This window comes from Cellulosimicrobium protaetiae (genome assembly GCF_009708005.2).
GTDB lineage: Bacteria > Actinomycetota > Actinomycetes > Actinomycetales > Cellulomonadaceae > Cellulosimicrobium > Cellulosimicrobium protaetiae.
This window is the reverse complement of sequence record NZ_CP052757.1, coordinates 2,407,289-2,430,689: the sequence shown is the minus strand read 5'-3', so window position 1 is coordinate 2,430,689 and position 23,401 is coordinate 2,407,289. Positions and strand designations below refer to the sequence as shown.

The 23,401-nt window shown below is 73.2% G+C and carries 19 protein-coding genes; 8 read left to right on the top strand and 11 right to left on the bottom strand.

The window, feature by feature from the left end:
- Positions 1–224: 224 nt before the first annotated feature.
- Together glnA and FIC82_RS10235 are read left to right on the top strand one after the other, a co-directional pair.
- Complete coding sequence (gene glnA / locus FIC82_RS10240) at positions 225–1,649, top strand: type I glutamate--ammonia ligase (RefSeq protein ID WP_154798481.1); 1,425 nt, start codon at positions 225–227, stop codon at positions 1,647–1,649.
- A gap of 438 nt (positions 1,650–2,087) precedes the next feature.
- On the top strand, positions 2,088–2,987 hold the full coding sequence (locus FIC82_RS10235; RefSeq protein ID WP_154798480.1) for a glycoside hydrolase family 19 protein: 900 nt from the start codon (positions 2,088–2,090) through the stop codon (positions 2,985–2,987).
- 64 nt (positions 2,988–3,051) lie between these two features.
- Here the strand turns inward: FIC82_RS10235 and FIC82_RS10230 are convergent, their stop codons facing one another.
- The gene (locus FIC82_RS10230; protein ID WP_154798479.1) at positions 3,052–4,755 is read right to left on the bottom strand and encodes a flavin-containing monooxygenase; all 1,704 of its coding nucleotides are present in this window, start codon (positions 4,753–4,755) and stop codon (positions 3,052–3,054) included.
- A 125-nt stretch (positions 4,756–4,880) separates the two neighbouring features.
- Positions 4,881–6,476: an SLC13 family permease gene (locus FIC82_RS10225; RefSeq protein WP_154798478.1), complete on the bottom strand. Its 1,596-nt coding sequence runs from the start codon at positions 6,474–6,476 to the stop codon at positions 4,881–4,883.
- Between FIC82_RS10225 and FIC82_RS10220 the strand changes: the two genes are divergently transcribed.
- Positions 6,475–7,206: an NADPH-dependent F420 reductase gene (locus FIC82_RS10220; protein ID WP_418884318.1), complete on the top strand. Its 732-nt coding sequence runs from the start codon at positions 6,475–6,477 to the stop codon at positions 7,204–7,206. The two genes, FIC82_RS10225 and FIC82_RS10220, sit on opposite strands and share 2 nt — an antisense overlap.
- A 21-nt stretch (positions 7,207–7,227) precedes the next feature.
- Here the strand turns inward: FIC82_RS10220 and FIC82_RS10215 are convergent, their stop codons facing one another.
- Genes FIC82_RS10215 through FIC82_RS10205 form a run of 3 tightly spaced genes read right to left on the bottom strand, consistent with a single transcriptional unit; the run spans position 7,228 to position 12,115 of the window.
- Entirely contained in the window at positions 7,228–7,620 is a 393-nt protein-coding gene (locus tag FIC82_RS10215; protein WP_154798476.1) for a hypothetical protein, read from the bottom strand.
- 2 nt (positions 7,621–7,622) lie between these two features.
- The gene (locus FIC82_RS10210; RefSeq protein ID WP_168731712.1) at positions 7,623–10,781 is read right to left on the bottom strand and encodes a bifunctional [glutamine synthetase] adenylyltransferase/[glutamine synthetase]-adenylyl-L-tyrosine phosphorylase; all 3,159 of its coding nucleotides are present in this window, start codon (positions 10,779–10,781) and stop codon (positions 7,623–7,625) included.
- Complete coding sequence (locus FIC82_RS10205; protein ID WP_154798475.1) at positions 10,778–12,115, bottom strand: glutamine synthetase family protein; 1,338 nt, start codon at positions 12,113–12,115, stop codon at positions 10,778–10,780. Before FIC82_RS10205 ends, FIC82_RS10210 begins: the two co-directional genes overlap by 4 nt.
- Positions 12,116–12,232: 117 nt before the next feature.
- Between FIC82_RS10205 and FIC82_RS10200 the strand changes: the two genes are divergently transcribed.
- Together FIC82_RS10200 and panB are read left to right on the top strand one after the other, a co-directional pair.
- A complete protein-coding gene (locus tag FIC82_RS10200) occupies positions 12,233–13,936 on the top strand; it encodes an NAD+ synthase (RefSeq protein ID WP_154798474.1) in 1,704 nt (567 codons plus the stop codon).
- A gap of 58 nt (positions 13,937–13,994) precedes the next feature.
- On the top strand, positions 13,995–14,843 hold the full coding sequence (gene panB, locus FIC82_RS10195; RefSeq protein WP_154798473.1) for a 3-methyl-2-oxobutanoate hydroxymethyltransferase: 849 nt from the start codon (positions 13,995–13,997) through the stop codon (positions 14,841–14,843).
- Between the two features lie 58 nt (positions 14,844–14,901).
- Here the strand turns inward: panB and FIC82_RS10190 are convergent, their stop codons facing one another.
- Positions 14,902–15,552, bottom strand: a complete 651-nt coding sequence (locus tag FIC82_RS10190; protein WP_154798472.1) for a LysE family transporter — start codon at positions 15,550–15,552, stop codon at positions 14,902–14,904.
- 69 nt (positions 15,553–15,621) lie between these two features.
- Between FIC82_RS10190 and FIC82_RS10185 the strand changes: the two genes are divergently transcribed.
- Positions 15,622–16,041 carry an Lrp/AsnC family transcriptional regulator gene (locus FIC82_RS10185; protein WP_154798471.1) on the top strand — a complete coding sequence of 140 codons (420 nt, stop codon included), beginning with the start codon at positions 15,622–15,624 and terminating at the stop codon, positions 16,039–16,041.
- A 13-nt stretch (positions 16,042–16,054) separates the two neighbouring features.
- Here the strand turns inward: FIC82_RS10185 and FIC82_RS10180 are convergent, their stop codons facing one another.
- Together FIC82_RS10180 and FIC82_RS10175 are read right to left on the bottom strand one after the other, a co-directional pair.
- Complete coding sequence (locus tag FIC82_RS10180) at positions 16,055–16,975, bottom strand: N-acetylmuramoyl-L-alanine amidase (RefSeq protein ID WP_168731711.1); 921 nt, start codon at positions 16,973–16,975, stop codon at positions 16,055–16,057.
- On the bottom strand, positions 16,972–17,193 hold the full coding sequence (locus FIC82_RS10175) for an SPOR domain-containing protein (RefSeq protein ID WP_154798469.1): 222 nt from the start codon (positions 17,191–17,193) through the stop codon (positions 16,972–16,974). The genes FIC82_RS10180 and FIC82_RS10175 overlap by 4 nt, the downstream gene beginning before the upstream one ends.
- 69 nt (positions 17,194–17,262) lie before the next feature.
- On the opposite strand from FIC82_RS10175, the gene map reads away from it, so the two are divergent.
- Together map and ppgK are read left to right on the top strand one after the other, a co-directional pair.
- Positions 17,263–18,174: a type I methionyl aminopeptidase gene (gene map, locus FIC82_RS10170; RefSeq protein WP_154798468.1), complete on the top strand. Its 912-nt coding sequence runs from the start codon at positions 17,263–17,265 to the stop codon at positions 18,172–18,174.
- Positions 18,171–18,968: a polyphosphate--glucose phosphotransferase gene (gene ppgK / locus FIC82_RS10165; RefSeq protein WP_154798467.1), complete on the top strand. Its 798-nt coding sequence runs from the start codon at positions 18,171–18,173 to the stop codon at positions 18,966–18,968. The genes map and ppgK overlap by 4 nt, the downstream gene beginning before the upstream one ends.
- A gap of 37 nt (positions 18,969–19,005) precedes the next feature.
- Here the strand turns inward: ppgK and FIC82_RS10160 are convergent, their stop codons facing one another.
- The 3 genes from FIC82_RS10160 to thiD form a co-directional block, all read right to left on the bottom strand.
- Positions 19,006–19,371, bottom strand: a complete 366-nt coding sequence (locus tag FIC82_RS10160; protein WP_253691026.1) for an STAS domain-containing protein — start codon at positions 19,369–19,371, stop codon at positions 19,006–19,008.
- A gap of 329 nt (positions 19,372–19,700) precedes the next feature.
- Positions 19,701–22,322 (bottom strand): phosphoenolpyruvate carboxylase, encoded by a 2,622-nt coding sequence (locus FIC82_RS10155; RefSeq protein WP_168732257.1) that lies wholly within the window; start codon positions 22,320–22,322, stop codon positions 19,701–19,703.
- A 238-nt stretch (positions 22,323–22,560) separates the two neighbouring features.
- Entirely contained in the window at positions 22,561–23,379 is an 819-nt protein-coding gene (gene thiD / locus FIC82_RS10150; protein ID WP_154798465.1) for a bifunctional hydroxymethylpyrimidine kinase/phosphomethylpyrimidine kinase, read from the bottom strand.
- Positions 23,380–23,401 lie beyond the last annotated feature (22 nt).

Here is a 23,401-nt window from a genome sequence, read left to right as displayed (position 1 = left end):
CGCCGTCGCGTCCCCCGGCGGTATCGTGCCGAACGGCACACCGCCCGCCGGCGGCTGCAGCGTGCCCTCGTGTAGCACGAACGTCACACGGGGACGCAGGACGTAACACGACCGAAACAATGGGTACACGGCGGGGAAACCGCCTCGGCCTAGGTTCGTGGGCGCCACGACAGCGGCAGGTTCGCCGCGCAGCCCGACGGCACCACCCGATCAAGGAGCAACGGATGTTCAACAACGCGGAGGAGGCAATCGCCTTCACGCGGAACGAAGGCGTCGAGTTCGTCGACGTCCGGTTCTGCGACCTGCCCGGCATCATGCAGCACTTCAACATCCCCGTCTCGCAGTTCGACGAGTCGGCGTTCGAGGACGGCCTGATGTTCGACGGGTCGTCGATCCGCGGCTTCCAGGCGATCCACGAGTCGGACATGAAGCTCGTGCCGGACGTCAAGACCGCGTTCGTGGACCCGTTCCGCAAGCGCAAGACGCTGGTCGTGAACTTCTCGATCGTCGACCCGTTCACGGGTGAGCCGTACTCGCGCGACCCCCGCAACATCGCGGCCAAGGCCGAGGCGTACCTGCGCTCCACCGGCATCGCCGACACCGCGTTCTTCGCGCCCGAGGCCGAGTTCTACCTCTTCGACGAGGCCCGCTTCGCGACGAACCAGCACTCGAGCTTCTACTACCTCGACTCGATCGAGGCCGCGTGGAACACGGGCCGCGAGGAGGAGGGTGGCAACCTCGCGTACAAGACGCGCTACAAGGGCGGCTACTTCCCCGTCTCCCCGTCCGACCGCTTCGCGGACCTGCGCGACGACATGTGCGCGACGCTGGAGCAGGTCGGCCTCGAGGTCGAGCGCGCGCACCACGAGGTGGGCACCGCCGGCCAGCAGGAGATCAACTACCGCTTCAACACGCTGCTCCACGCGGCCGACGACCTGATGAAGTTCAAGTACGTCATCCGCAACGAGGCGTTCGAGGCCGGCAAGTCCGTCACGTTCATGCCGAAGCCGATCTTCGGCGACAACGGCTCGGGCATGCACTCGCACCAGTCCCTCTGGAAGGACGGCAAGCCGCTGTTCTTCGACGAGAAGGGCTACGGCGGTCTCTCCGACCTCGCGCGCTGGTACATCGGCGGCCTGCTCAAGCACGCCCCGTCGCTCCTCGCGTTCACCAACCCGTCGGTGAACTCCTACCACCGCCTGGTCCCGGGCTACGAGGCCCCGGTCAACCTGGTCTACTCGGCCCGCAACCGCTCCGCGTGCATCCGCATCCCGGTGACCGGCTCGTCCGCCGCCGCGAAGCGCGTCGAGTTCCGCGTCCCGGACCCGTCGGCCAACCCGTACCTCGCGTTCGCCGCGCAGCTCCTCGCCGGCATCGACGGCATCAAGAACCGCATCGAGCCGCCGGAGCCGATCGACAAGGACCTCTACGAGCTGCCGCCCGAGGAGCACGCGCAGATCGCGCAGGTCCCCGGCTCGCTCGCCGAGGCGCTGGACAACCTCGAGGCCGACCACGAGTTCCTCACGCAGGGCGACGTGTTCACGCCGGACCTCATCCAGACGTGGATCGACTACAAGCGCACCAACGAGATCGACCCGATCCGCCTGCGCCCGCACCCGCACGAGTTCGAGCTCTACTACGACATCTGATCGGCGGGCCCTCAGGCCCTCCGGAGGATGACCGTGAACGGCGTCCGACCCGCACCGCTCCGGTGCCGGCCGGGCGCCGTTCCGCCGTGCACGGCGAGTGTGACGGCGACGCGTCAGCCCTCAGAGCCCGTCCGCGCGAGGCGAGAGCCACGTAGAGAACCGCTCGCTCAGAGCGTCTCGTGCGGCGATCATGGTCGAACGCGTCCAACCAGAAGCCGGCAGCGACGAGGGGCCCCTCGACGGCCCCGCTGCTCAAGGACTCGGGCGCCACGGCGCCCGACCTCTCCGCGAGACCGTGGCGCCCCAAGTCTCTCGCCCGGTCAGCGGGGCGATCACCCGGCTGGCGCAGAACGTCCCAGGTCTTGCTTGTCGCGATGCGTCGCGCGCGCTAGGTTTGTGAGCGGCGGTAACGATGCCGCATCGAGAGCAGGGGGATTCATGACTACAGGCCTTCGGCGCGCCCTCACGGCCGTCACAGCAGCGCTGGTGTCGACCGTCGTCGCCGCGTCGCTCGCCGCGCCGGCGAGCGCAGACACGTCCACCGCGAGCGCCGCCGCCTCCACGTGTGCCGCGACGTGGTCGGCCACGACGGCCTACTCGGGCGGCCAGACGGCGTCGCACCACGGCCGGAACTGGACAGCCCGCTGGTGGACGCAGCGCGAGACGCCCGGGTCGACGAGCGTCTGGGTCGACGCGGGCCGGTGCGTCGGGGGCGGGGACGACTTCGTCGTCAGCCGCGCGGAGTTCGACGCGATCTTCCCGAACAGGCACCCGTTCTACACGTACGACGGGTTCGTCGACGCGCTGGGTGCGTACCCCGCGTTCGCGAGCACGGGCACGCTCGAGACGCGGACGCGCGAGGTCGCCGCGTTCCTCACGCACGCCGACTTCGAGTCGGTCGGGCTGCGGTACGTGAAGGAGATCAACGAGGCGAACTACTGGATCAAGTGCGACCAGTCCCAGCCGTTCGGCTGCCCCGCCGGCCAGACGGCGTACTACGGTCGCGGGCCGATCATGTTCAGCTGGAACTTCAACTACAAGGCTGCGGGCGACGCGCTCGGGATCGACCTGCTGAACGACCCGTGGCTCGTCGAGGAGGACCCGTCGATCGCCTGGCAGACGGCGCTCTGGTACTGGAACACCCAGAACGGTCCGGGCGTCATGACCTCCCACGAGGCGATGGTGAGCGGTTCGGGGTTCGGTCAGACGATCAACTCGCTCAACGGTGCGCTCGAGTGCGACGGCGGCAACCCCGCGTCCGTCCAGTCCCGGGTCGACCGGTACGCGCGCATCACCGAGGTCCTGGGCGTGGCCCCGGGCTCGGGCTTGTACTGCTGACCGGGCTGTCCCGCGAGCAGCGAGGCGGGTGCGGTGCGCGCAGGGGGCGCACCGCACCCGCCTGTCAGCCTCGAGACGGCACCGGGACCGGTTCGACGGCGGCCGTCGGCACGTGGACGGTCGGCAACCCCGAACCCGGGCGGAACCCGGCGTACTGCTCCGCCGCGGCCCGTGCGCACTCGTCCTGGTAGACGGGTCCTCCGCCGAGGTACACCGCCATCTCCGCGCGCTTGCCGGGCACGTTGCCGCCGACGAACCAGGCGCCGGCCTTCTTGCCCTCCTCGTACATGACCGTGGCCCGCCCGGCGCGCTCGGTCTCCTCGTACCACCACTCCTCGGCCTCGCGCGTGGCCTCGAGCTGCTCGACGCCGTTCTCCCGCGCGTGTGCGAGCGCGCGCTGGAGCCACTGCGCGCCGCGCTGGACCGGCACGGTCAGGTTGGACAGCGGCGTCTGCGGCCCGAGCGACAGGAAGAAGTTGGGGAAGCCGTGCACGGAGATCCCCAGGTACGTGCGCAGCCCGTCGCGCTCCCAGCGCTCGCGCAGCGTCACGCCGTCGCGCCCCACGACGTCGAACGCGGTGAGCGCGCCGGTCATGGCGTCGAAGCCCGTCGCGAGCACGAGGACGTCGATCTCGTGCTCGACCTCCCCGGACCCGTCCGCGGCGACGACGACGCCGCGCGGCGTGACCCGCGCGATCGGGGTCGTGAGCACGTCGACGAGCTCGACGTTCTCCCGGTTGTACGCGGCGTAGTAGCCGTGGCCCGTGGGTGGTCGCTTGCCCATGAAGGTGTACGTCGACGGGCTGAGCGCGTCGGCCGTCCGGGGGTCGGTGACGATCTCGCGGATCTTGCCGCGGAGGAACTCGGACGCGAGCGCGCTCGCCTCGGGGCTGGAGACGAGGTCGGTGAAGCACTCGTTGGCGAACCGGAAGCCACCCGCCTCCCACCGGGACTCGAACACCCGGCGGCGCTCGTCGTCGTCCACCTCGAGCGCGGACCGCGTCGGGATCTCCATGGGCACGCCGAACGGATGCTGGGCGGCCCGCTCGAAGACCGCGTCGTAGTCGGCGCGCAGCGCGGCGAGCTCGTCCGCGGTGACCGCGGGGCTCGTCGTCTCCAGGACGTAGTTCGGGGTGCGCTGGAAGACGGTGACGTGGGCCGCCTGGTCCGCGAGCTCGGGCAGCATCTGGATCCCGGAGGCGCCGACGCCGATCAGCCCGACGCGCTTGCCGGAGAGGTCCACCCCCTCGTGCGGCCACCTCGCCGAGTGGTACGCGGGCCCGGCGAACGTATCGAGGCCGGGGAGCTCCGGGTAGAGGGGACGAGAGAGCAGCCCGGTCGCCGACACGAGGTAGGTCGCGTGCAGCGACGACCCGTCGGCAAGGGTGAGGGTCCACCGGTTCGTGGCGTCCGAGTGCTCGGCCCGCTCGACGGTCGCGCCCAACCGGATGTCGCGCCGCAGGTCGAGCCGGTCGGCGACGAACTCCAGGTACGCGCGGATCTCCTCGCCGCGCGGGTAGCGCTCGCTCCAGTCCCACTCGTCCCGCACCTCGCGCGAGAACGAGAACGCGTACGCGAGGTACTCGGAGTCGGTGCGCACGCCCGGGTACCGGTTGGCCCACCACGTCCCGCCGACTCCCCCGGCGCCGTCGACCACGAGGACGGAGAGCCCGGCCTCGCGCAGGTGGTGCAGCATCGCCAGCCCCGAGAACCCCGCCCCGATCACGACCGCGTCGTACGTCCCGCCACCACTCGCCACATCGCCCATGGGCCGCTCCCCTGTCTCAGATCCGTCCGGACGCCGCCGGGGCGGACGGCCCCGCGCGACGCGGATACCGTCCCACGCGGACGACCTTCCTGCCACGGAGAGCCGTGACAGCTCGCGGCGTCCGCTCAGAACGGCCAGACGAGCGGCACGTACAGGACGGCGGCGGCGAGGAACACGACCGCGAGCGGCAGGCCGAGGCGCCAGTAGTCGCCGAACCGGTAACCCCCCGGCTGCAGGACCATGAGGTTGACCGGTGTCGCGATCGGGGTGAGGAACGCCGCGGCGCCGGCGACCGTGAGCGCCATCATGAACGGCTCCACGCTCACGTCGAGCGTCTGCGCGAACGACACCGCGACCGGGGCCATGACGAGGACCGTCGCGACGTTCGAGATGAACTGGCCCAGGACGATGGTGAGCACGCACACGACGAGGAGCGCGAGGTGCGGGGACCCGCCGCCGGTGACCCGGAGCACGACGTCCGCGATCGCGTCCGCCGCACCGGAGGAGACGAACGCCGCGGAGAGCGGGATGAGGGCCGCGATGAGCACCACGGTGTCCCACGAGATCGCGCGGAACGACTGCGGCACGGTGACGACCCGCAGGAGCACGAGCGCGCCCGCCGCGAGGAGGCCCGCGATGACGGGCGGGACGACACCCGTGGCGAGCAGCACGATCGTCACGACGAGCACCGCGAGGCACCGGCGCCAGCCGCGCCCCAGCGGGACGCCGCGCTGCAGGCTCCGCGGGGAGTCGACGGCGATGACGTCGGGCGACTGCGTGTAGCGGTGGAGGGCGTCCCACGGCCCGCGCACGAGCACGGCGTCACCGGGCTGGATGGTCATCGGACCCGAGGGCGCCTCGGTGCCCTGCCCGGTCGAGCTGCCGTCGCCGCGGCGGATGGCGAGCACGACCAGTCCCTCGTCCCGCGTCGTCATCCCGGGGCTCACCTTGCGCCCCACGAGCGTCGAGCGGGGCGCGATGAGGACCTCGACGACCCCCGTGCCGCCGGTGAAGAGGCGCCCCGTGTCGAGCTCGGCGGGGTAGCTCTCGCGCCACGAGCGCACGCGCTCGCGCGGGTCGGCGGCGGTGTCGGCCAGGTGCTCGGGGACGCGCTCCGGGAGCAGCCGGTCGCCGAGCGTCACGACGAGCACGGCCGTGGCGAGGACGAGCGGGATCCCGACCAGCGCGAACTCGAAATAGCCGAACTCCCGGCCGCCCGCCTCGGCCGCAGCCTCGGAGACGATGATGTTCACGGGCGTGCCGGTCAGCGTGAGCAGCGACCCTGCGCCCGCGGCGAACGCGAGCGGGAGGAGCATGCGCGACGGGACGATGCCGGCCCGCGCGGCGGCCACGACGGCGACGGGCAGGAGCGCCGCGACGGCACCGTTGATGCTGATGACGGCAGCGAGGAGCGCCGCGACCCCGACCATCAGCGCGAGCAGCCCCGCGCGACCGAGCGACGCGCGCCGCTCGAGCCACTGCCCGATCCACGCGGTGATCCCGGTGGAGTCGAGCGCGTCGCTGAGCACGAACAGCGTCGCGATGAACAGCACGATCGGGTCGCTGAACCCGCCCAGCGCCTCGTCGAGCGTGAGCACCCCGGTCGCCCACAGGGCGACCGGCACGAAGAGCGCGACGACCACGAGCGGCAGCCGGTTGGTCATGAAGCCCACGACCGCCAGCGCCAGGATGACGAAGGTCGCGACCAGCGGATCGATCATGGGCACCCCCTGGGACGTCAGGATGCCACACGTCGCGCGTCGGGAAGATCACCGGAATAGAGGGCGCGCCGGTGTGTTGTCGATGACCATGACGACTCTCGGCATCATCGGTGCAGGCAACATCGGCTCCCAGGTCGCGCGGGCCGCGATCGCCCACGGCTACGACGTGGTCATCGCGAACTCGCGGGATCCCCGCACGCTGGACGACCTCGTCGCCGACCTGGGTCCGCGGGCGCGCGCGGCAACCGCCGAGGAGGCGGCGCGCGCCGCGGACGTCGCCGTCGTGGCGGTGCCGTTCGGCGCGTACCGCAAGGTGCCCGTCGAGCCGCTCGAGGGGAAGATCGTGCTCGACGCGAACAACTACTACTGGGAGCGTGACGGGCACGTCGACCCGCTCGACCGCGGGGCGGCCACGACGTCGGGGCTGCTCCAGGAGCACCTCGTGGGAGCGAAGGTCGCGAAGGCGTTCAACCACATCCAGTCGGGGCAGATCACGACCGACGGGACCCCTGCGGGCACCCCAGGACGCCGCGCGCTCGCGACGTCGAGCGACTTTCCGGAGGCGGCGGCCTGGGTCGCGCGGTTCTACGACGAGCTCGGATTCGACGCCGTCGACACGAGCCCCCTCGCGGAGTCGTGGCGCGTCGAGCGCGACCGCCCGGCCTACGTCGCGCGCCAGGACGCCGACGAGCTGCGCGCGAACCTCGCCCGCGCGCCCCGGACGATCTGACCCGGTCCCGGGGCGGGCGCGTCAGGCGCGCTCGCCTCGGGCGACGAGACCCGCACCCACGATCAGCAGCACGAGGAGCGCGAGCACGAGGCCGAGGAGCGCGAGCGCGCGAACGGGTCCGATCGGGCCCTCCACGAGGCGCGCGGACCGTCGGCAGCCAAGGCCGGCCAGGCCCCACAGGACCGCGGCGCCGAGGGGCTCGGGGCGCTGCCACACGGCGGTCAGCACGACGGCGAACGCCGCGAGCGCCCAGGCGATCCACCCCGCCCAGCGCAGGCGCGAGCCGTAGAACGACCCGGCCGGCCGGCGCCCGTGCCGAGACGCCGGAGCGCCGCGGTCGCCCGCACCGCCGAGCACACGGGGCTCGCGTCGGTCGAGCAGGCCCGGGACGGGCGGCTCGTCGCGCCGGGCCACGGTCAGTCCTCGCCGTAGAAGACGCGCTCCATGACGGTCCGGGCGCGCCGCGCGGTGCGCAGGTAGTGGTCCTCGAGCTCGGCGCCCGTGTCGACGTCCGGGAGGTCGAGCACGCGCGCGAGGCCGTTGAGCGCGAACCGGTCGTGCGGGAGCACGTCCACGGTGGTGCCCGTGGTCCGTCCGGACCACAGGACGAGAGCGCTGCGCAGGCGCGAGGCGAGGTGCCAGGCCTCACCCAGGACCGCGGCGTCGTCGGCGTCGACGAGACCGGCCGCCACGGCGGCCGCGAGCGCGTCGACGGTCGACGTCGTGCGCAGTGCCGCGACCTCGTGGGCGTGCTGGAGCTGCAGGAGCTGGACGCTCCACTCGACGTCGGACACTCCCCCGCGGCCCAGCTTGAGGTGGCGCGACGCCTCGACGCCGCGCGGGAGCCGCTCGGACTCGACGCGCGCCCTGATGCGGCGTACCTCGCGCACCTCTGCGGCGTCGAGGCCGCCCCGCGGGTAGCGGCGGCCGTCGACGACCCGGGTGAACGCCTCGCCGAGGCCGTCGAGGTCGCCCGCGACCGGGCGCGCGCGCAGGAGCGCCTGCGACTCCCAGACGCTCGACCAGCGTTCGTAGTACTCGGCGTACGAGGCGAGCGAGCGCACGAGCGGGCCGTTGCGCCCCTCGGGCCGCAGGTCGGCGTCGACCGGGAGCGCCGGCTCCGGGCCGACGGCGGACAGGAGCTGACGCAGGCGCGTCGCCACCGCGAGCGCGTACGCCTGGGCGTCGCTGCTCTCCGCGCCGGGCGCCGGGTCGTGCACGAACATGACGTCGGCGTCCGAGCCGTAGCCCATCTCACGCCCGCCGAGTCGGCCCATCGCGACGACGAGCAGGCGCGCGGGCGCCGAGCCGGGGTCCTGCGCGTCGTACCCGAGGTCGCCGCGCGCGACGAACTCCGCGATGCGGAGCGCGCCCGCGAGCACGACGTCCGCGGCGTCGGAGATGCTCCGGGCCGCGGCGACCGGGTCGACGACGCCCAGGAGCTCGGCCGCGCCCGTGCGGGCGAGCTCGCGGCGGCGCACCGCGCGCAGGCTCACCGTCGCGGGGTCGACCTCGTCGGCGCGCGTGAGGATGGCGTCGGTCTCGGCCGTGAGCCGCTCGATGCCGCGGGGGGTGAGGTCGGCGTCCGCCGCGAGCCAGCGGACCGACTCGGGCGACCGGGCGAGGGCGTCGGCCAGGTAGCGGGAGTTCGAGAGCAGGTGTGCGAGGCGCTGCGCCGCAGAGCCGGAGTCGCGCAGCAGCTTGAGGTACCAGTGCGTCGCGCCCAGCGTCTCGGACAGGGTGCGGAACGCGAGCAGGCCCGCGTCGGGGTCCGCGCCCTCGGCGAACCAGCCGAGCATGACGGGCAGGAGCTGGCGCTGGATCGCCGCGCGCCGGCTCACGCCCTCCGTGAGCGCGGTGACGTGGCGCATCGCGCCCGCGGGGTCGCGGTAGCCGATCGCCGCGAAGCGGGCCTTCGCCGCCTCCGGGGCGAGGCTCACCTCGTCCGGGGAGAGCTGCGCGACGGCGGGCAGGAGCGGGCGGTAGAAGATCTCCTCGTGCAGGCCGCGCACCTCGCGTCGCGTCGCGCGCCAGCGCTCGGTGAGGCCCTCGGCGCCGTCGGTGCGCATCCCGAGGGACCGCGCGAGACGACGCAGCTCGTCGTCCGCGGTCGGGACGAGGTGCGTGCGTCGGAGCCGGAAGAGCTGGATGCGGTGCTCGAGCGCGCGCAGGAACCGGTAGCAGACCCCGAGCCGGGCCGCGTGCTCGCGCCCCACGTACCCCGCCGCGGCGAGCTCGGCGAGCGCCGTGAGCGTGCCCCGGCTGCGGATCGACTCGTCCGACCGCCCGTGCACGAGCTGCAGGAGCTGCACGGTGAACTCGACATCGCGCAGGCCGCCCTTGCCGAGCTTGAGCTGGCGGTCCGCCTCCGCCGCGGGGACGTGGTCCTCGACCCGGCGGCGCATCGCCTGCGAGTCCTCGACGAAGTTCTCGCGTCCCGCGGCGGACCACACGAACGGCGCGATCGCGTCCTCGTACGCGCGGCCCAGGTCCCGGTCCCCCGCAACCGTGCGCGCCTTGAGCAGCGCCTGGAACTCCCAGGTCTTGGCCCAGCGCTCGTAGTACGCGACGTGGCTCGCGAGCGTGCGCACGAGCGGGCCCTGCTTGCCCTCGGGGCGCAGCGCGGCGTCGACCTGCCACAGCGCGGGCTCCCCCGACGTCCCCCAGCACACGCGCGCGAGGCTCGTCGCGAGACGGGCCCCGACGGTCGTCGCGTACGCCTCGTCGTGTCCCGCGACCGGTTCGACGACGTAGACGACGTCGACGTCGGAGATGTAGTTGAGCTCGCGCGCCCCGCACTTGCCCATGCCGATCACCGCCAGGCGCACACCGGACCCGTGGTCGTCGAGCTCCGCGCGGGCGACGGCGAGCGCCCCCTCGAGCGCGGCGGCGGCGAGGTCCGCGAGCGCCGCCCCGACGGCGGGCATGCGGGTGAGCGGGTCGGCGACGGTGAGGTCGGTCGCGGCGATGCGCAGGATCCGCTCCCGGTAGGCGCGGCGCAGCGCGTCCACGCTCTCGGGCCCGGGCCGGTCGGCGACGGGCACGGCGGCGTCGGGGTCCGCGCCCACCGCGTGCAGGAGCTCTGCCCGCACGGCGCGGGCGTCCACCCCCGTCCCCGGCGTCGGGTCGGCGACGACCTCGAGGAGCGCGGGACGCCGCACGACGTCGTCGCCGAGCGCGACCGACGCACCGAGCACGGCCAGCAGGCGGTCGCGCGCCTCGCCGGGCCGCAGGGTGCGACGCGCGAGGTCCGCGAGCGGGCCGCGCGCCTCGACGTCGGGGCGCAGCGCGCCCGCCAGGCGCACGGCCTGCAGGAGCGCGAGGTCGGGGTCGGCCGACCCGCCGAACGCGGCGAGCAGCTCGTCGCTCACGGCGGACGCCGGGTCGGCAGCCTCCGCGTCCCTGTCGTCCGCTGCCGGACCTCGCCCGCCGTCGAGCAGGAGTGCGAGGTCCGGGTCCGCGAGCAGACCCGCCGAGCGCGAGATGTCGGCGAAGCCGACGCGCGCGAGGCGACCGGTGAGCGTCGGCCGGCGGGACCCGCCGGACCGACCTGACGTCGTCGTGGGCCCGCTCACAGGACCTGGAGGAACCGCTTCAGCTCGAACGGCGTGACCTGCGCGCGGTAGCCGTCCCACTCCTGCCGCTTGTTGCGCAGCACGAAGTCGAAGACGTGCTCGCCGAGCGTCTCGGCCACGAGCTCGGACTTCTCCATGACGGCGATCGCCTCGTCGAGCGACTGCGGGAGCGGCTTGATGCCCAGCGCGCGGCGCTCGGCGTCCGTGAGCTCCCAGACGTCGTCCTCGGTGGCCTCGGGGAGCTCGTAGCCCTCCTCGATGCCCTTGAGACCCGCGGCGAGCATCACGGCGAACGCCAGGTACGGGTTCGTGGCCGAGTCGAGCGCGCGGTACTCGACGCGGCTCGAGTTGCCCTTGCCCGGCTTGTACATGGGCACGCGCACGAGCGCGGAGCGGTTGTTGTGGCCCCAGCACACGTAGCTCGGCGCCTCGGCGCCGCCCCACAGGCGCTTGTACGAGTTCACGTACTGGTTGGTGATCGCCGTGATCTCCGCGGCGTGGACCAGCAGGCCGGAGATGAACTGGCGCGCCGTCTTCGACAGCTCGAACTGGGCGCCGGGCTCGTGGAACGCGTTGCGGTCGCCCTCGAAGAGCGACAGGTGCGTGTGCATGCCGGAGCCGGGGTGCTCGGCCATCGGCTTGGGCATGAACGACGCGAACACGCCCTGCTCGAGCGCGACCTCCTTGACGACCGTGCGGAACGTCATGAGGTTGTCCGCCGTGGTCAGCGCGTCGGCGTAGCGCAGGTCGATCTCGTTCTGACCCGGCCCTGCCTCGTGGTGGGAGAACTCGACCGAGATGCCCATGGACTCGAGCATCGTGATCGCGGCCCGGCGGAAGTCGTGCGTCGACCCCCGCGCGAGGTGGTCGAAGTACCCGCCCTGGTCGACCGGGACGAGTGGCGACTCGGCGTCGGCGGGCTGGTTGAACAGGTAGAACTCGACCTCGGGGTGCGTGTAGAACGTGAACCCCTTGTCGCTCGCCCTGGCCAGCGCGCGCTTGAGCACGTTGCGGCTGTCCGCGAGCGACGGCTCGCCGTCGGGCGTGAGGATGTCGCAGAACATGCGCGCGGTCCCGTGCCGCTCGCCACGCCACGGGAGCACCTGGAACGTGGTCGGGTCCGGCTTGGCGATCATGTCGGCCTCGTACACGCGCGTGAGGCCCTCGATCGAGCTGCCGTCGAACCCGATGCCCTCGGCGAACGCCGACTCGAGCTCCGCCGGCGCGATCGCCACCGACTTGAGCATGCCGAGCACGTCGGTGAACCAGAGCCGGATGAAGCGGATGTCGCGCTCCTCGACCGTGCGGAGCACGAACTCCTGCTGCCTGTCCATGCGGTACATCCTGCCTGATCCGTGTGACGAACGGGTGACACGATCGTGTGGCGGACGTCGCGCGTCGGGACCGCCCCGCGGACCGGCCGCACGGCGCCGCTCGTCTAGGCTGGCGGCATGGCAGATCTGCGCGTCGCGCTGGCACAGGTCGACACGTGCGTGGGGGACCTCGACGGCAACGCCGCCCTCGTCCTCGAGCGCACCCGGGAGGCCGCGGCAGCGGGCGCACAGCTCGTCGCGTTCCCGGAGATGACCCTCACGGGCTACCCGATCGAGGACCTCGCCCTGCGCGCGTCGTTCCGCCGCGCGGCGTGGGACGCCGCCGCGGACATCGCGGCCCGGCTCGCCGCGGAGGGGCTGGGCGACGTCACCGTGGTGCTCGGCACGGTCGGCACCGCGGGCGCCCCCCGCGGCGCGGGCGCCGCGGAGCGCGAGGCCTCCGGTTCTCCCGCGGACCTCCCGACGAACCGTGCGGTCGTGCTGCGCGACGGCGTCGTGCAGGCCGCGTACGACAAGCACCACCTGCCCAACTACGGCGTGTTCGACGAGTTCCGCATCTTCGCACCGGGCGAGACGACGACGGTCGTCGAGGTCGCGGGTCGCCGCGTCGGCGTCGCGATCTGCGAGGACATCTGGCAGGACGGCGGTCCGGTCGCCGAGATGGCGACGCTCGACGAGGCGGGGAACGGGCTCGACCTCCTGCTCGTGCTCAACGGGTCCCCGTACGAGGAGGGCAAGGGCCACGTCCGCACCGATCTCGCGGCGCGCCGCGCGCGCGAGGTGAGCGCCCCGGTCGCGTACGTGAACCTCGTGGGCGGGCAGGACGACCTCGTGTTCGACGGCGGCTCGTTCGTCACGGACGCGACCGGCACCGTCGTCGCGCGCTCGCCGCAGTTCGTCGAGGACCTGCTGGTGTGGGAGCTCCCCGCTGACGGCGCCCCCCGCGGACCGCGCGTCCCGGAGCTGCACCCCGACGAGGAGGTCTACCGGGCGTGCGTCACCGGGCTGGCCGGCTACGTCCGCAAGAACGGCTTCCGCTCCGTGGTCCTCGGCGTCTCGGGCGGGATCGACTCCGCTCTCACCGCGGCGATCGCCGCCGACGCGCTCGGCGGCGAGAACGTCGTCGGCGTCTCCATGCCGTCGCAGTACTCGTCCAAGCACAGCAAGGATGACGCCGCGGACCTCGCCAAGCGTCTCGGCGCCGACTACCGCGTCCAGCCCATCGCGCCCATGGTCGAGGCCTTCCAGGGCGAGCTCGCGCTCGAGGGCGTCGCCGAGGAGAACCTGCAGGCGCGCGTGCGCGGCGTGATCCTCATGGCGATCTCCAACCGCGAGGGCCACCTCGTCATCGCGCCCGGAAACAAGTCCGAGCTCGCGACGGGGTACGCGACGATCTACGACGCGGGCAGCATCGGCGGCTTCGCGCCCCTCAAGGACGTGGACAAGTCGCGCGTGTGGCAGCTCGCGCGCTGGCGCAACAACCAGGCGGTCGACCGGGGCGAGATCCCGCCGATCCCCGAGTCGTCCATCACCAAGCCGCCGTCGGCGGAGCTGCGCCCGGGCCAGACCGACCAGGACTCGCTCCCGCCCTACGACCTCCTCGACGAGGTGCTCGACGCCTACATCGAGCACGCCGAGGGCCGCGCCGAGCTGCTCGCGCGCGGGTTCGACTCCGAGGTCGTCGACAAGGTCGTCACGCTCGTCGACCGCGCCGAGTGGAAGCGGCGCCAGTACCCGCCGGGCCCCAAGGTCACCGCCCTCGCGTTCGGCCGCGACCGTCGCCTGCCCATCACCAACCGCTGGCGCGAGCCGCTCGACTGACGGCGCCCGCCACCCCGCGCGCCGTCCCACCCGTACCCCGCACCCAGGAAAGGCCGTCATGTCTGCTCACACCGCCCCCGAGCCCGCCACGACCGGCGGCACGGGACCGCGCCGCGTCCGCGTGCACCACCTCGCCGAGGCGAAGGCGCGCGGCGAGAAGATCACGATGCTCACCGCGTACGACGCCGTGACCGCGCGCATCTTCGACGACGCGGGGATCGACATGCTGCTGGTCGGCGACTCGATCGGCAACACGATGCACGGCCACACGACGACGCTCCCGGTGACCGTGGACGACCTCATCCCGCCCGCTCGCGCCGTCGCACGCGCCGCGCGCCGCGCGTTCACGGTCGTCGACCTGCCGTTCGGTTCGTACGAGGCGAGCGCGGAGCAGGCGCTCGCGACGGCCGTGCGGTTCCTCAAGGAGACCGGGGTCAACGCGGTCAAGCTCGAGGGCGGGCGCCGCATCGCGGCGCAGATCCGCGCCCTGACCGACGCCGGCATCCCCGTCGTGGGGCACCTCGGCTTCACGCCGCAGTCCGAGAACGCGCTCGGCGGGCCGCGGGTCCAGGGCCGGGGCGACGACGCCGCCGAGCGGCTCAGCGAGGACGCGCTCGCCGTGGCCGAGGCGGGAGCCGTGGCCGTCGTGCTGGAGATGGTCCCGGTCGAGGTCGCGGCGCGGATCACGGAGATCCTGCGCATCCCGACGATCGGTATCGGCGCGGGCGCCGCGTGCGACGGCCAGGTGCTCGTCTGGACGGACATGGCGGGCATGACCGACTGGTCGCCGCGTTTCGCCAAGCGCTACGCCGAGATCGGCGCGGCGCTCGGCCAGGCCGCGGCGGACTACGCCGCGGACGTCCGCGGCGGGACGTTCCCCGACGACGCGCACAGCTTCCCTCGCTGACACCGCCGTCCGCTGCTGCTCACCACCTCCCCAGGCGGCCCGGACGGTCCTGAGGCGGTCACCGGAGCGCGTCGGCGACGACGACCACACCGAGGACGGCCACGACGAGGTTCCCGGCCAGCGTGGTGAGACTCTGCACACCCGGCCCGACGCGCCCCTCGAGGGCGCTCCCGGCCGCGACGAGCAGCGTCTGCCAGGAGAGGGACGCCAGTCCGACGCCGACGACGAAGGCCGCGCCCGACGCGAGCGTCCGCACGACCCCGTCGAGGCTAGTCGTGACCGCCGCGAAGTACACGAGCGTCGCCGGGTTGACCATCGTCAGGGCGAAGAACGTCGCCGGTCGCCGCAGAGTACCGGGCGAGCGTCCGTGCCCCGAGGAGGACGCCGTCGTGGCGAGAGCGTCGGAGGCCGGCGTGCGAAGTCCGCGGACGAGGCCACGCGCTGCGACGGCGAGGAGGACGAACCCTCCGGTCACCGCGGGCCACGGCGCGAGCCCCGTGACCAGTGGCGCCGCCGCGGCGCCGAGGAGGACGGCGGCGACGGCACAGAGGGCGTCCGCGGTGGCGACCCCGGCCGCGGCACCCCACGCCCGTGGGAGGCCGTGCCGCAGTCCCTCGGTGAGCAGCAGGACGCCGATCGCACCGAGCGGGACGGCGACGGCGAGGCCCGCGACGAGGCCGCCTGCGAACGCCGTGGTGGTGTCCTCCATGACGGAGACGGTCCTCCGTCGTCGCGGGACGGACCGCGATCTGCGCGGCCCGACGGGTAGATTCGCGGCATGGACGCGATCGACGAGCAGATCCTCGGTGTCCTGCGGGCCGACGGCCGCGCATCGTTCACCGCGATCGGCCGTGAGGTGGGCCTGAGCACGAACGCCGTCGCGGCGCGGGTGCGCCGGCTCCAGACCGCCGGGGTGATCACGGGATTCACGGTCCTGCTCGCCGACGACGAGCCCGACCGGTCCCCGGGGATCGAGGCGTTCCTGGACGTCCGGCTGCAACCCGACCGGGACTCGGAGGAGTTCCTGGCGTGGGTGAAGGGGCTCTCGAGCGTGGCCGACGCCGTCCACGTGACCGGTCCGTACGACTACCTGCTGCGGGTCCGGGTGCAGGACATGCGTGCGTTGGACCGGCTGCTGCGCATGCTCAAGCGGGACGGAGGGGCGATGCAGACACAGACCAGGATGGCGCTGCGCTGACGCCAGCGTGCCCTCAGCCCGTCGGGCCCGCCTCGCCCGTGCCTGCCCAGGCCACGAGACCGGCGGCGATCGCGTCCGCGTAGCGCTGCCTGCCCTCCTCGGACTCCAGGACCGCCGCCTCCTCGGGGTTGCGCATCTCGGCGAGCTCGAGCACGACCGCGGGACGTTCGGCATGGTTGAGCGTCGCGAGGTCGGCGCGCCGCTGGATCGGGCCGTCGTCGGCCGCGACCGACGACGACGGTGCGAACCCGGCCTCGGTCAGCGCCCCCACGAGGTCGTGCGCGAGCGCGACGCTGGGCTCCCCCTGCGCGTCGACGACGGGCGGGTCGGACACGATCGCGAAGAACCCGTGCGCGCCGCGGTCCTCGGTGCCGTTCGCGTGGATCGAGACGAGGACGTCCGCGTCGTTCTCCTGCGGGAAGCGACCACGCGCGTCGACGCACGGGCCCACGCCCGCGTCGTCGGGCCGTGTGAGCACGACCACTGCGCCGAGCTCGGTCAGCCGCTCTGCGAGACGTCTGCTCACGTCCCACGTGAAGGCGTGCTCCGGGTAGCCCGTGTCTGTCGACGCGCCCACCGTGTTGCAGGCCTTGGTGTCGCCCCGCCCGTCGGGCACGGGCGCGTTCACCGTGAGCGGGTTCGCGCCGTTGCCGCCGTTGTGCCCGGGGTCGACGGCGATCGTGAGGCCGGCGAGCGGGGGCGGCGGCCCGGTCTCCGTGACGGTGGGGTCCGGGGACGCGGTCGTCGCCTCCGGCTCGGGCGCCGAGGCGACGGTCTCGTCGGACGGGGAGAGCGTCGTCGGGCCTCCCCCGGACCCGGCACGGACCTGGAGCGCGACGAGGAAGGTCAGCGCGCCGACGGCGAGCCCGGCGAGGAGCAGGCCGAGGCGACCCGACCAGACCCGGCGCGGGCCGGGCGGAGGGGCGTGGGTCACTCGCCGCGCTCGCGGCGGTCTTCCTCGTCCCAGGCGTCCGACCGCTCGCGCGCGGTCTCCAGCGCCTTCTGCGCGGCCTCGCGCGTCGGGTACGGGCCCATGCGGTGCGACCACGAGCCGCTCGGTCCGCGGTGCACCTCGCCCGTGCGGGTGTCGAAGTAGTACTGGTCCTCGGCCGCGGGCTCGCCGTCGTCGGTGAAGCGTGATCCGGTGCTCATGTCCCGATCTTCCCCCATCCCGGCCCGCGTGTCCGTCCGCGGCGCACGCACCTTCGTAGACTGGCCGCCATGAGCCCCACCCCCTCCCCGACCTCGCCCGACGCCGTCGCGCCACCTCGCGCGGGACGTCGCGGCCCGCTCGTGCCCGGCGTCGTCGGGCCGCTGCGACCGGTGCCCGCGTCGATCGAGCGGCCCGAGTACGTCGGGCGGCCCGGGCCGCGGCCGTTCACCGGGAACGAGGTCAACGACCCGGAGACGGTCGAGCGGATCCGTGTCGCGTCGCGGATCGCGGCGCAGGCCCTCGCGGAGGTCGGGCGCCACGTCGCCCCCGGGGTCACGACCGACGAGCTCGACCGCGTGGGGCACGAGTTCGTCCTCGACCACGGCGCGTACCCGTCCACGCTCGGGTACCGCGGCTTCCCCAAGTCGCTGTGCACGTCGCTCAACGAGGTCGTGTGCCACGGCATCCCCGACTCGACGGAGCTCGTCGAGGGCGACATCGTCAACGTCGACATCACGGCGTACGTGGGCGGCGTGCACGGCGACACGAACGCCACCTTCACTGTGGGCGCGGTCGACGAGGACTCCGCGCTGCTCGTCGAGCGCACGCGCGAGGCGCTCGACCGGGGCATCAAGGCCGTCGCACCGGGTCGCCAGATCAACGTGGTCGGACGCGTCATCGAGCGCTACGCGGCCCGGTTCGGGTACGGGGTCGTCCGGGAGTACACGGGGCACGGCGTGGGGCGCGCGTTCCACTCGGGCCTCGTCGTCCCTCACTACGACGCCGCACCGGACCACGCGACGGTCATCGAGCCCGGCATGGTGTTCACCATCGAGCCGATGCTGACCCTCGGCACGTCCGAGTGGCGGATGTGGGACGACGGGTGGACGGTAGTCACCGCGGACGCGTCGCGGACCGCGCAGTTCGAGCACACGCTGCTGGTGACCGACGACGGAGCGGAGATCCTCACACTGCCATGAACGCTCACCAGGACTCTCACGCCGCGCCTCCGGCGCGCACCGACCGCCCCCGCACCGCCTTCGGCATCGACGTCGGCGGCAGCGGCATCAAGGGCGCGCCCGTCGACCTCGCGACCGGCGAGTTCGCGCAGGAGCGCCACCGCATCCCGACGCCCCAGCCGTCGACGCCGCAGGCTGTCGCCGAGGTGATCGCCGAGCTCGTGGGCGAGTACGACCTCCCGCCGGACGTGCCGATCGGCGTCGCGTTCCCCGCGCCGCTCCAGCACGGCGTCGTGCGGTTCATCGCCAACCTCGACCAGTCGTGGACCGGCGTCGACCTGCCCGCGCTCGTCGCGCGCGAGACCGGGCGACACGTCGTCGCGGTCAACGACGCCGACGCCGCCGGGGTCGGCGAGGTCCGGTACGGCGCCGCGCGCGACGCGCACGGTGTCGTGCTGGTCGCGACGCTGGGCACCGGGATCGGCAGCGCCATCGTCGTCGACGGCCACCTGCTCCCGAACACCGAGCTGGGGCACCTCGAGATCGACGGCCACGACGCCGAGACCCGTGCCTCCGACGCCGCGCGCGACCGGGAGGACCTGGACTGGGCGCAGTGGGCCGAGCGGCTGCAGCGCTACTTCGGCGTGGTGGAGGACCTGTTCTCGCCCGACCTCATCGTCGTGGGCGGCGGCGTGAGCAAGAAGCACGAGCACTTCCTGCCGCTGCTGCACCTGCGGGCACCCATCGTCCCGGCCCAGCTCCGCAACGCGGCCGGCATCGTGGGCGCGGCGTCGCTCGCGGCGGACGCGCACTGACGTCGGCGGCCACAGCAGGTCGCGCGCGGCAGGCCGGTCAGCTCGTCGCGACCTCGTGCCGCTCGGTGCCGAAGATGTCGATGACGCCGAGCATCTCGAGGACGTCCGTGACCACCGTCGGCGGGTTGCGCAGCGTCACGGACAGCCCCTCCTCGGAGCCGATCGTGTAGAACTGCACGAGGAACGCGATGCCCGTGGAGTCCATGAACGTCACCTTGGACGTGTCGATCACCACGGGGACGTCCCGTTCGAGCGCGTTCGCGAGCGCGGCGCTCGCCTCGCTGCGGAGGGCGACGTCGATCTCGCCCCACATGTCCACGACGCTCGCCTCGGGCTCCTCGAGCAGCCGGATGCCGCCCGTTCCCGACTCGACGTCGCTCCGCTCCAGCTCCTGCACCAACACTGCCCCGCCCTTCGTCCTGCCCCTGCCTCGCCCACCCCGACGAGTACGCGCCACCTGCCTGACGCTGTCGATCGGTCGAGGCCTGCTGTCGTACGTCATCGGGCGACGAGAAGGCTCCGGCGTGATCGGACGTCGCCAGCGTACCCCACGGATGCCACCGGCTGGTAGGGCTCTGGCGAAGACTTTACCCAGAGCGCCGTCGATATCGTTCACCGGAGCGATCGTTGAGGGTTCATTCAACAGTTGGACGGGTGTCCAGACGGCGACGGCCGCCACGGACCCGGTGCCGGGTCGACGTGGCGGCCGTCGTGCGCGAGACGCTGCGAGGGTCAGCCGGTGTTCTGCAGACCCGCGGCGACACCGTTGACGGTGAGCAGCAGGAGGTGCTGCAGCTCGTCCTTGACGGTCCCCTCCGCGCCGGAGCGCAGACCGCGCAGCGCCCGGACCTGGAGCAGCGAGAGCGCGTCGACGTACGGGCTGCGGAGCTGGACCGCGCGACCCAGCACCCGGCGCCCGGCCAGCGGCCACGCGTTCTCCGTCACGGCGAGGACCTGCTCGCGCGTGAGGCGGAGCTCGTCGAGGATCGCCTGGGCGAGGTCGTCGCGCTCCCCCAGCGCGAGGTAGCGCTCCGCGATCCGCTCGTCGGTCTTGGCGAGCGACATCTCGACGTTGTCGAGAAGGGTCGCGAAGAGCGGCCACTCGCGGTGCGCCTCGCGCAGCAGCTCGAGGTCGCCGAACTCCTTCAGCGCCGTCCCGAGCCCGTACCAGCCCGCGAGGTTGATGCGCGCCTGGGACCAGGAGAACACCCACGGGATCGCGCGGAGGTCGTCGAGCGACGAGACCGACAGGCCGCGACGTGCCGGCCGGGAGCCGATCGGCAGGAGGCCGACCTCCTCGAGCGGCGTCACCTGCGCGAACCACTGCGGGAACCCGTCGGCGCGCACGAGGTCGTGGAACCGGCGGCGCGACGACTCGTCGAGCGCGGCCGCGAGGTCGCGGTATCGCTCGGTCGCCTCGGCGTTGCGCTTCTCCGTCGACGGCGCCGACGCGAGCAGCGTCGCCGCGGCGACCTGCTCGATGTGGCGCGACGCGATCGTCGGGTCGCCGTAGCGCGCGAGGATGACCTCGCCCTGCTCGGTGAGCTTGAACCGGCCGTCGACCGAGCCCGGGGGCTGGGCGAGCACGGCACGGTTCGCCGGGCCACCGCCGCGGCCGAGCGCACCGCCGCGGCCGTGGAACAGCGTGAGCGTGATGTCGTGGCGCTCGGCCCACTGCGCGATGCGGCTCTGCGCGTCGTGAAGAGCGAGGGTCGCGGAGACCGGGCCGACGTCCTTCGACGAGTCCGAGTAGCCGAGCATGACCTCGACCCGGCGACCGTTCTCGGCGAGCCGCCGCTGCACCTGCGGCAGCGTGAGCATCGACTCGAGGATGTCGACGCTCGCGCGAAGGTCCGCGAAGGTCTCGAAGAGCGGGATCGCGTCGATGACGGGCGCCTCGTCCGCGCCGTCGAACGCCAGCTCCGCGAGCTCGTACACGGCCGCGAGGTGCTCGGGCTTCTGCGTGAAGGACACGATGTAGCGGCGCGCGGCGCGCACGCCATAGCGCTCCTGGACCGCGCCGAGCGCGCGGTAGGTGTCGAGCACCTCGCGCGTCCGGTCGGACAGGTCTCCGTGCAGGCCCTTCTCCGCGATCTCCGCGAGCGCCGCCTCGTGGACCTGGGAGTGCTGGCGCACCTCGAGCTCCGCGAGGTGGAACCCGAACGTCTCCACCTGCCACACGAGCTGCTGCAGGTCCCCGTACGCCGCACGGGGCGCGCCCGCCGCGACGAGCGACTCCTGGACGACCCGCAGGTCGGACTCGAGCTGCTCGGCCGTCGGGTACGCGAGGTCCGCGTCGCGGGCGCGCGTCGCGGCGATGCGGTCGGCCACGACGAGCAGGACGGCGCGGTGCGGCTCGCGCGGTGACGCCGCGGACGCGGACGACGTGACGGCCTCGGAGAGCCGGCGCTGCCGCTCCCACAGAGCGCGCAGCCCGTCCGACGGCGGCGTGCCGTCCTGGTCGAGCGTGAGCTTGCGCCCGACGAGGCGCGTCTGCTGCTCGAGCGCGGCGAGCGCGTGGTCCGCCGCGATCGCGGCGGCCTGGCGCGTGACCTCGGCGGTGACGTTCGGGTTGCCGTCGCGATCGCCGCCGATCCACGTGCCCAGGCTGACGAACGGCCGCACGAGCGGTTCCTCGCGTCCCGCCTCGTCGCCCAGCAGCCAGTCGTCGAGGCGCCGGTAGACCGAGGGGAACGTGTCGAACATCGTCGCGTCGAACACGCCGAGCGCCGTCTTCACCTCGTCGAGGACGGACGGCTTGTGCTCGCGGATCGGGGCCGTGCGCCACATCGTGTCGATCTCGGCCAGCAGACGGCGCTCGTTCTCCGCGAGCGACGTACCGCCGAGACGCTGCGCGTCCCGCTCGTCGAGCAGGGTCGCGATCCGGCGCACGGCTCCGGACACCGCACGACGGCGGGCCTCGGTCGGGTGCGCCGTGAGCACCGGGCGGAACTCGAGGCGGCGGAGACGACGCAGCGCCTCCTCTCGGCCCACCTCGCCGACGAGCTGGTCGAACGCCTCCGGGAGGGAGTCGTCGGGCGTCGTCGCGCGCGTCGCGAACTCGGCCTCGCGCTCACGCAGGACGCGCACGCGGTGGTACTCCTCCGCGAGGTTCGCGAGGTGGAAGTAGCACGTGAAGGCCCGGGCGACCTGCTCGGCGCGCGCCATGGAGAGACCCTCGACGAGGGTCTCGGCCTCAGCGAGCACCGTGCCGGACGGGTCGTCGTACGCGCGGATGGACAGCTCGCGCAGGCGCTCGACGTCGTCGAGCAGCTCCTGGCCGCCCGTCTCGCGGAGCACGGTGCCGAGCAGTCCGCCGAGCAGGCGGACGTCGTCGCGCAGCGGGGCGGGCACGTCGTGGCGGGCCAGACCGCGGCCCGGGCCGTGCCCAGTGTCGTCGGAGACGTCGGCGACGGCCCGGTCAGGGCCGTCGGCAGCACCCGGCGACGGGGACAGTTCCGAAGGGGAGAGGTCGTTCACGGTGACGAGAGTATTCCTTGACCGTCAGGGGACGTGAAGGCGTCCGAGGGGTGATCGTCGGTCGAGCGCGGGTCGACAGGGGGTCGCAGCCGGCGACCCCGGCGGGCCGCCGTCAGCGGCGCGCGCCGACGCGGACCGCGTCGAACGGCGCGCTCGACGCCACCCGGTCCTCGATCGACGCGGTGACGACGTCCTTGGCGACGCGCGCGGCGTCGAGCACCGAGGCGCCCTTCGCGAGCTCCGCGGTGATCGCGGCGGCGAACGTGCAGCCCGCCCCGCTCACGCGCTCCTCGCCGATCTTCGGGGTGCGCAGCACGTGCACCTCATCACCGTCGACCAGGACGTCGACCGCGTCGGGACCGGGCAGCTCGACGCCGCCCTTGGCGACGACGGCGCGCGGGCCGAGCGCCTGGACCTTGCGCGCCGCCTCGACGAGCTCCTCGACCGTCTCGATCGAGTCCACGCCCGCGAGCGTGCGCGTCTCGAAGAGGTTGGGCGTCACGACGGTCGCGAGCGGGAGCACCTGCGCGCGCAGCGCCGTGTCGGTGTCGAGGGCGGCGCCCGGCTCCTGGCCCTTGCAGATGAGGACCGGGTCGAGCACGACGTGCTCCCACGTGCGCGAGCGCAGCGACTGCGCGACGACGTCGATCGTCGCGGGCGTGCCGAGCATGCCGATTTTCACGACCGACGGCTCGTGCGTGACCGTCGCCGCCTCGAACTGGTCGGCGATCACCTGCGGGTCGACGGGGACGAACCGGTGGCCCCAGTCGTTCTTCGGGTCGAACGAGACGATGCACGTGAGCGTGCCGACGCCGTACGCGCCCAGCTCCTGGAACGTCTTGAGGTCGGCCTGGATCCCGGCGCCGCCGGTCGCCTCCGACCCGGCGATGACGTAGGCGAGCGGAGGCGTGTGCGAGTCGTGGTGCGACATGGTGCTCCTCGGCACGAGTAGG

Bases quoted from the DNA above. Each gene is read 5' to 3' on its own strand.
- glnA (WP_154798481.1), top strand. From the start codon at position 225: ATGTTCAACAACGCGGAGGAGGCAATCGCCTTCACGCGGAACGAAGGC.
- FIC82_RS10235 (WP_154798480.1), top strand. From the start codon at position 2,088: ATGACTACAGGCCTTCGGCGCGCCCTCACGGCCGTCACAGCAGCGCTG.
- FIC82_RS10230 (WP_154798479.1), bottom strand. From the start codon at position 4,755: ATGGGCGATGTGGCGAGTGGTGGCGGGACGTACGACGCGGTCGTGATC.
- FIC82_RS10220 (WP_418884318.1), top strand. From the start codon at position 6,475: ATGGGCACCCCCTGGGACGTCAGGATGCCACACGTCGCGCGTCGGGAA.
- FIC82_RS10225 (WP_154798478.1), bottom strand. From the start codon at position 6,476: ATGATCGATCCGCTGGTCGCGACCTTCGTCATCCTGGCGCTGGCGGTC.
- FIC82_RS10205 (WP_154798475.1), bottom strand. From the start codon at position 12,115: ATGGACAGGCAGCAGGAGTTCGTGCTCCGCACGGTCGAGGAGCGCGAC.
- FIC82_RS10200 (WP_154798474.1), top strand. From the start codon at position 12,233: ATGGCAGATCTGCGCGTCGCGCTGGCACAGGTCGACACGTGCGTGGGG.
- panB (WP_154798473.1), top strand. From the start codon at position 13,995: ATGTCTGCTCACACCGCCCCCGAGCCCGCCACGACCGGCGGCACGGGA.
- FIC82_RS10190 (WP_154798472.1), bottom strand. From the start codon at position 15,552: ATGGAGGACACCACCACGGCGTTCGCAGGCGGCCTCGTCGCGGGCCTC.
- FIC82_RS10185 (WP_154798471.1), top strand. From the start codon at position 15,622: ATGGACGCGATCGACGAGCAGATCCTCGGTGTCCTGCGGGCCGACGGC.
- FIC82_RS10175 (WP_154798469.1), bottom strand. From the start codon at position 17,193: ATGAGCACCGGATCACGCTTCACCGACGACGGCGAGCCCGCGGCCGAG.
- map (WP_154798468.1), top strand. From the start codon at position 17,263: ATGAGCCCCACCCCCTCCCCGACCTCGCCCGACGCCGTCGCGCCACCT.
- ppgK (WP_154798467.1), top strand. From the start codon at position 18,171: ATGAACGCTCACCAGGACTCTCACGCCGCGCCTCCGGCGCGCACCGAC.
- thiD (WP_154798465.1), bottom strand. From the start codon at position 23,379: ATGTCGCACCACGACTCGCACACGCCTCCGCTCGCCTACGTCATCGCC.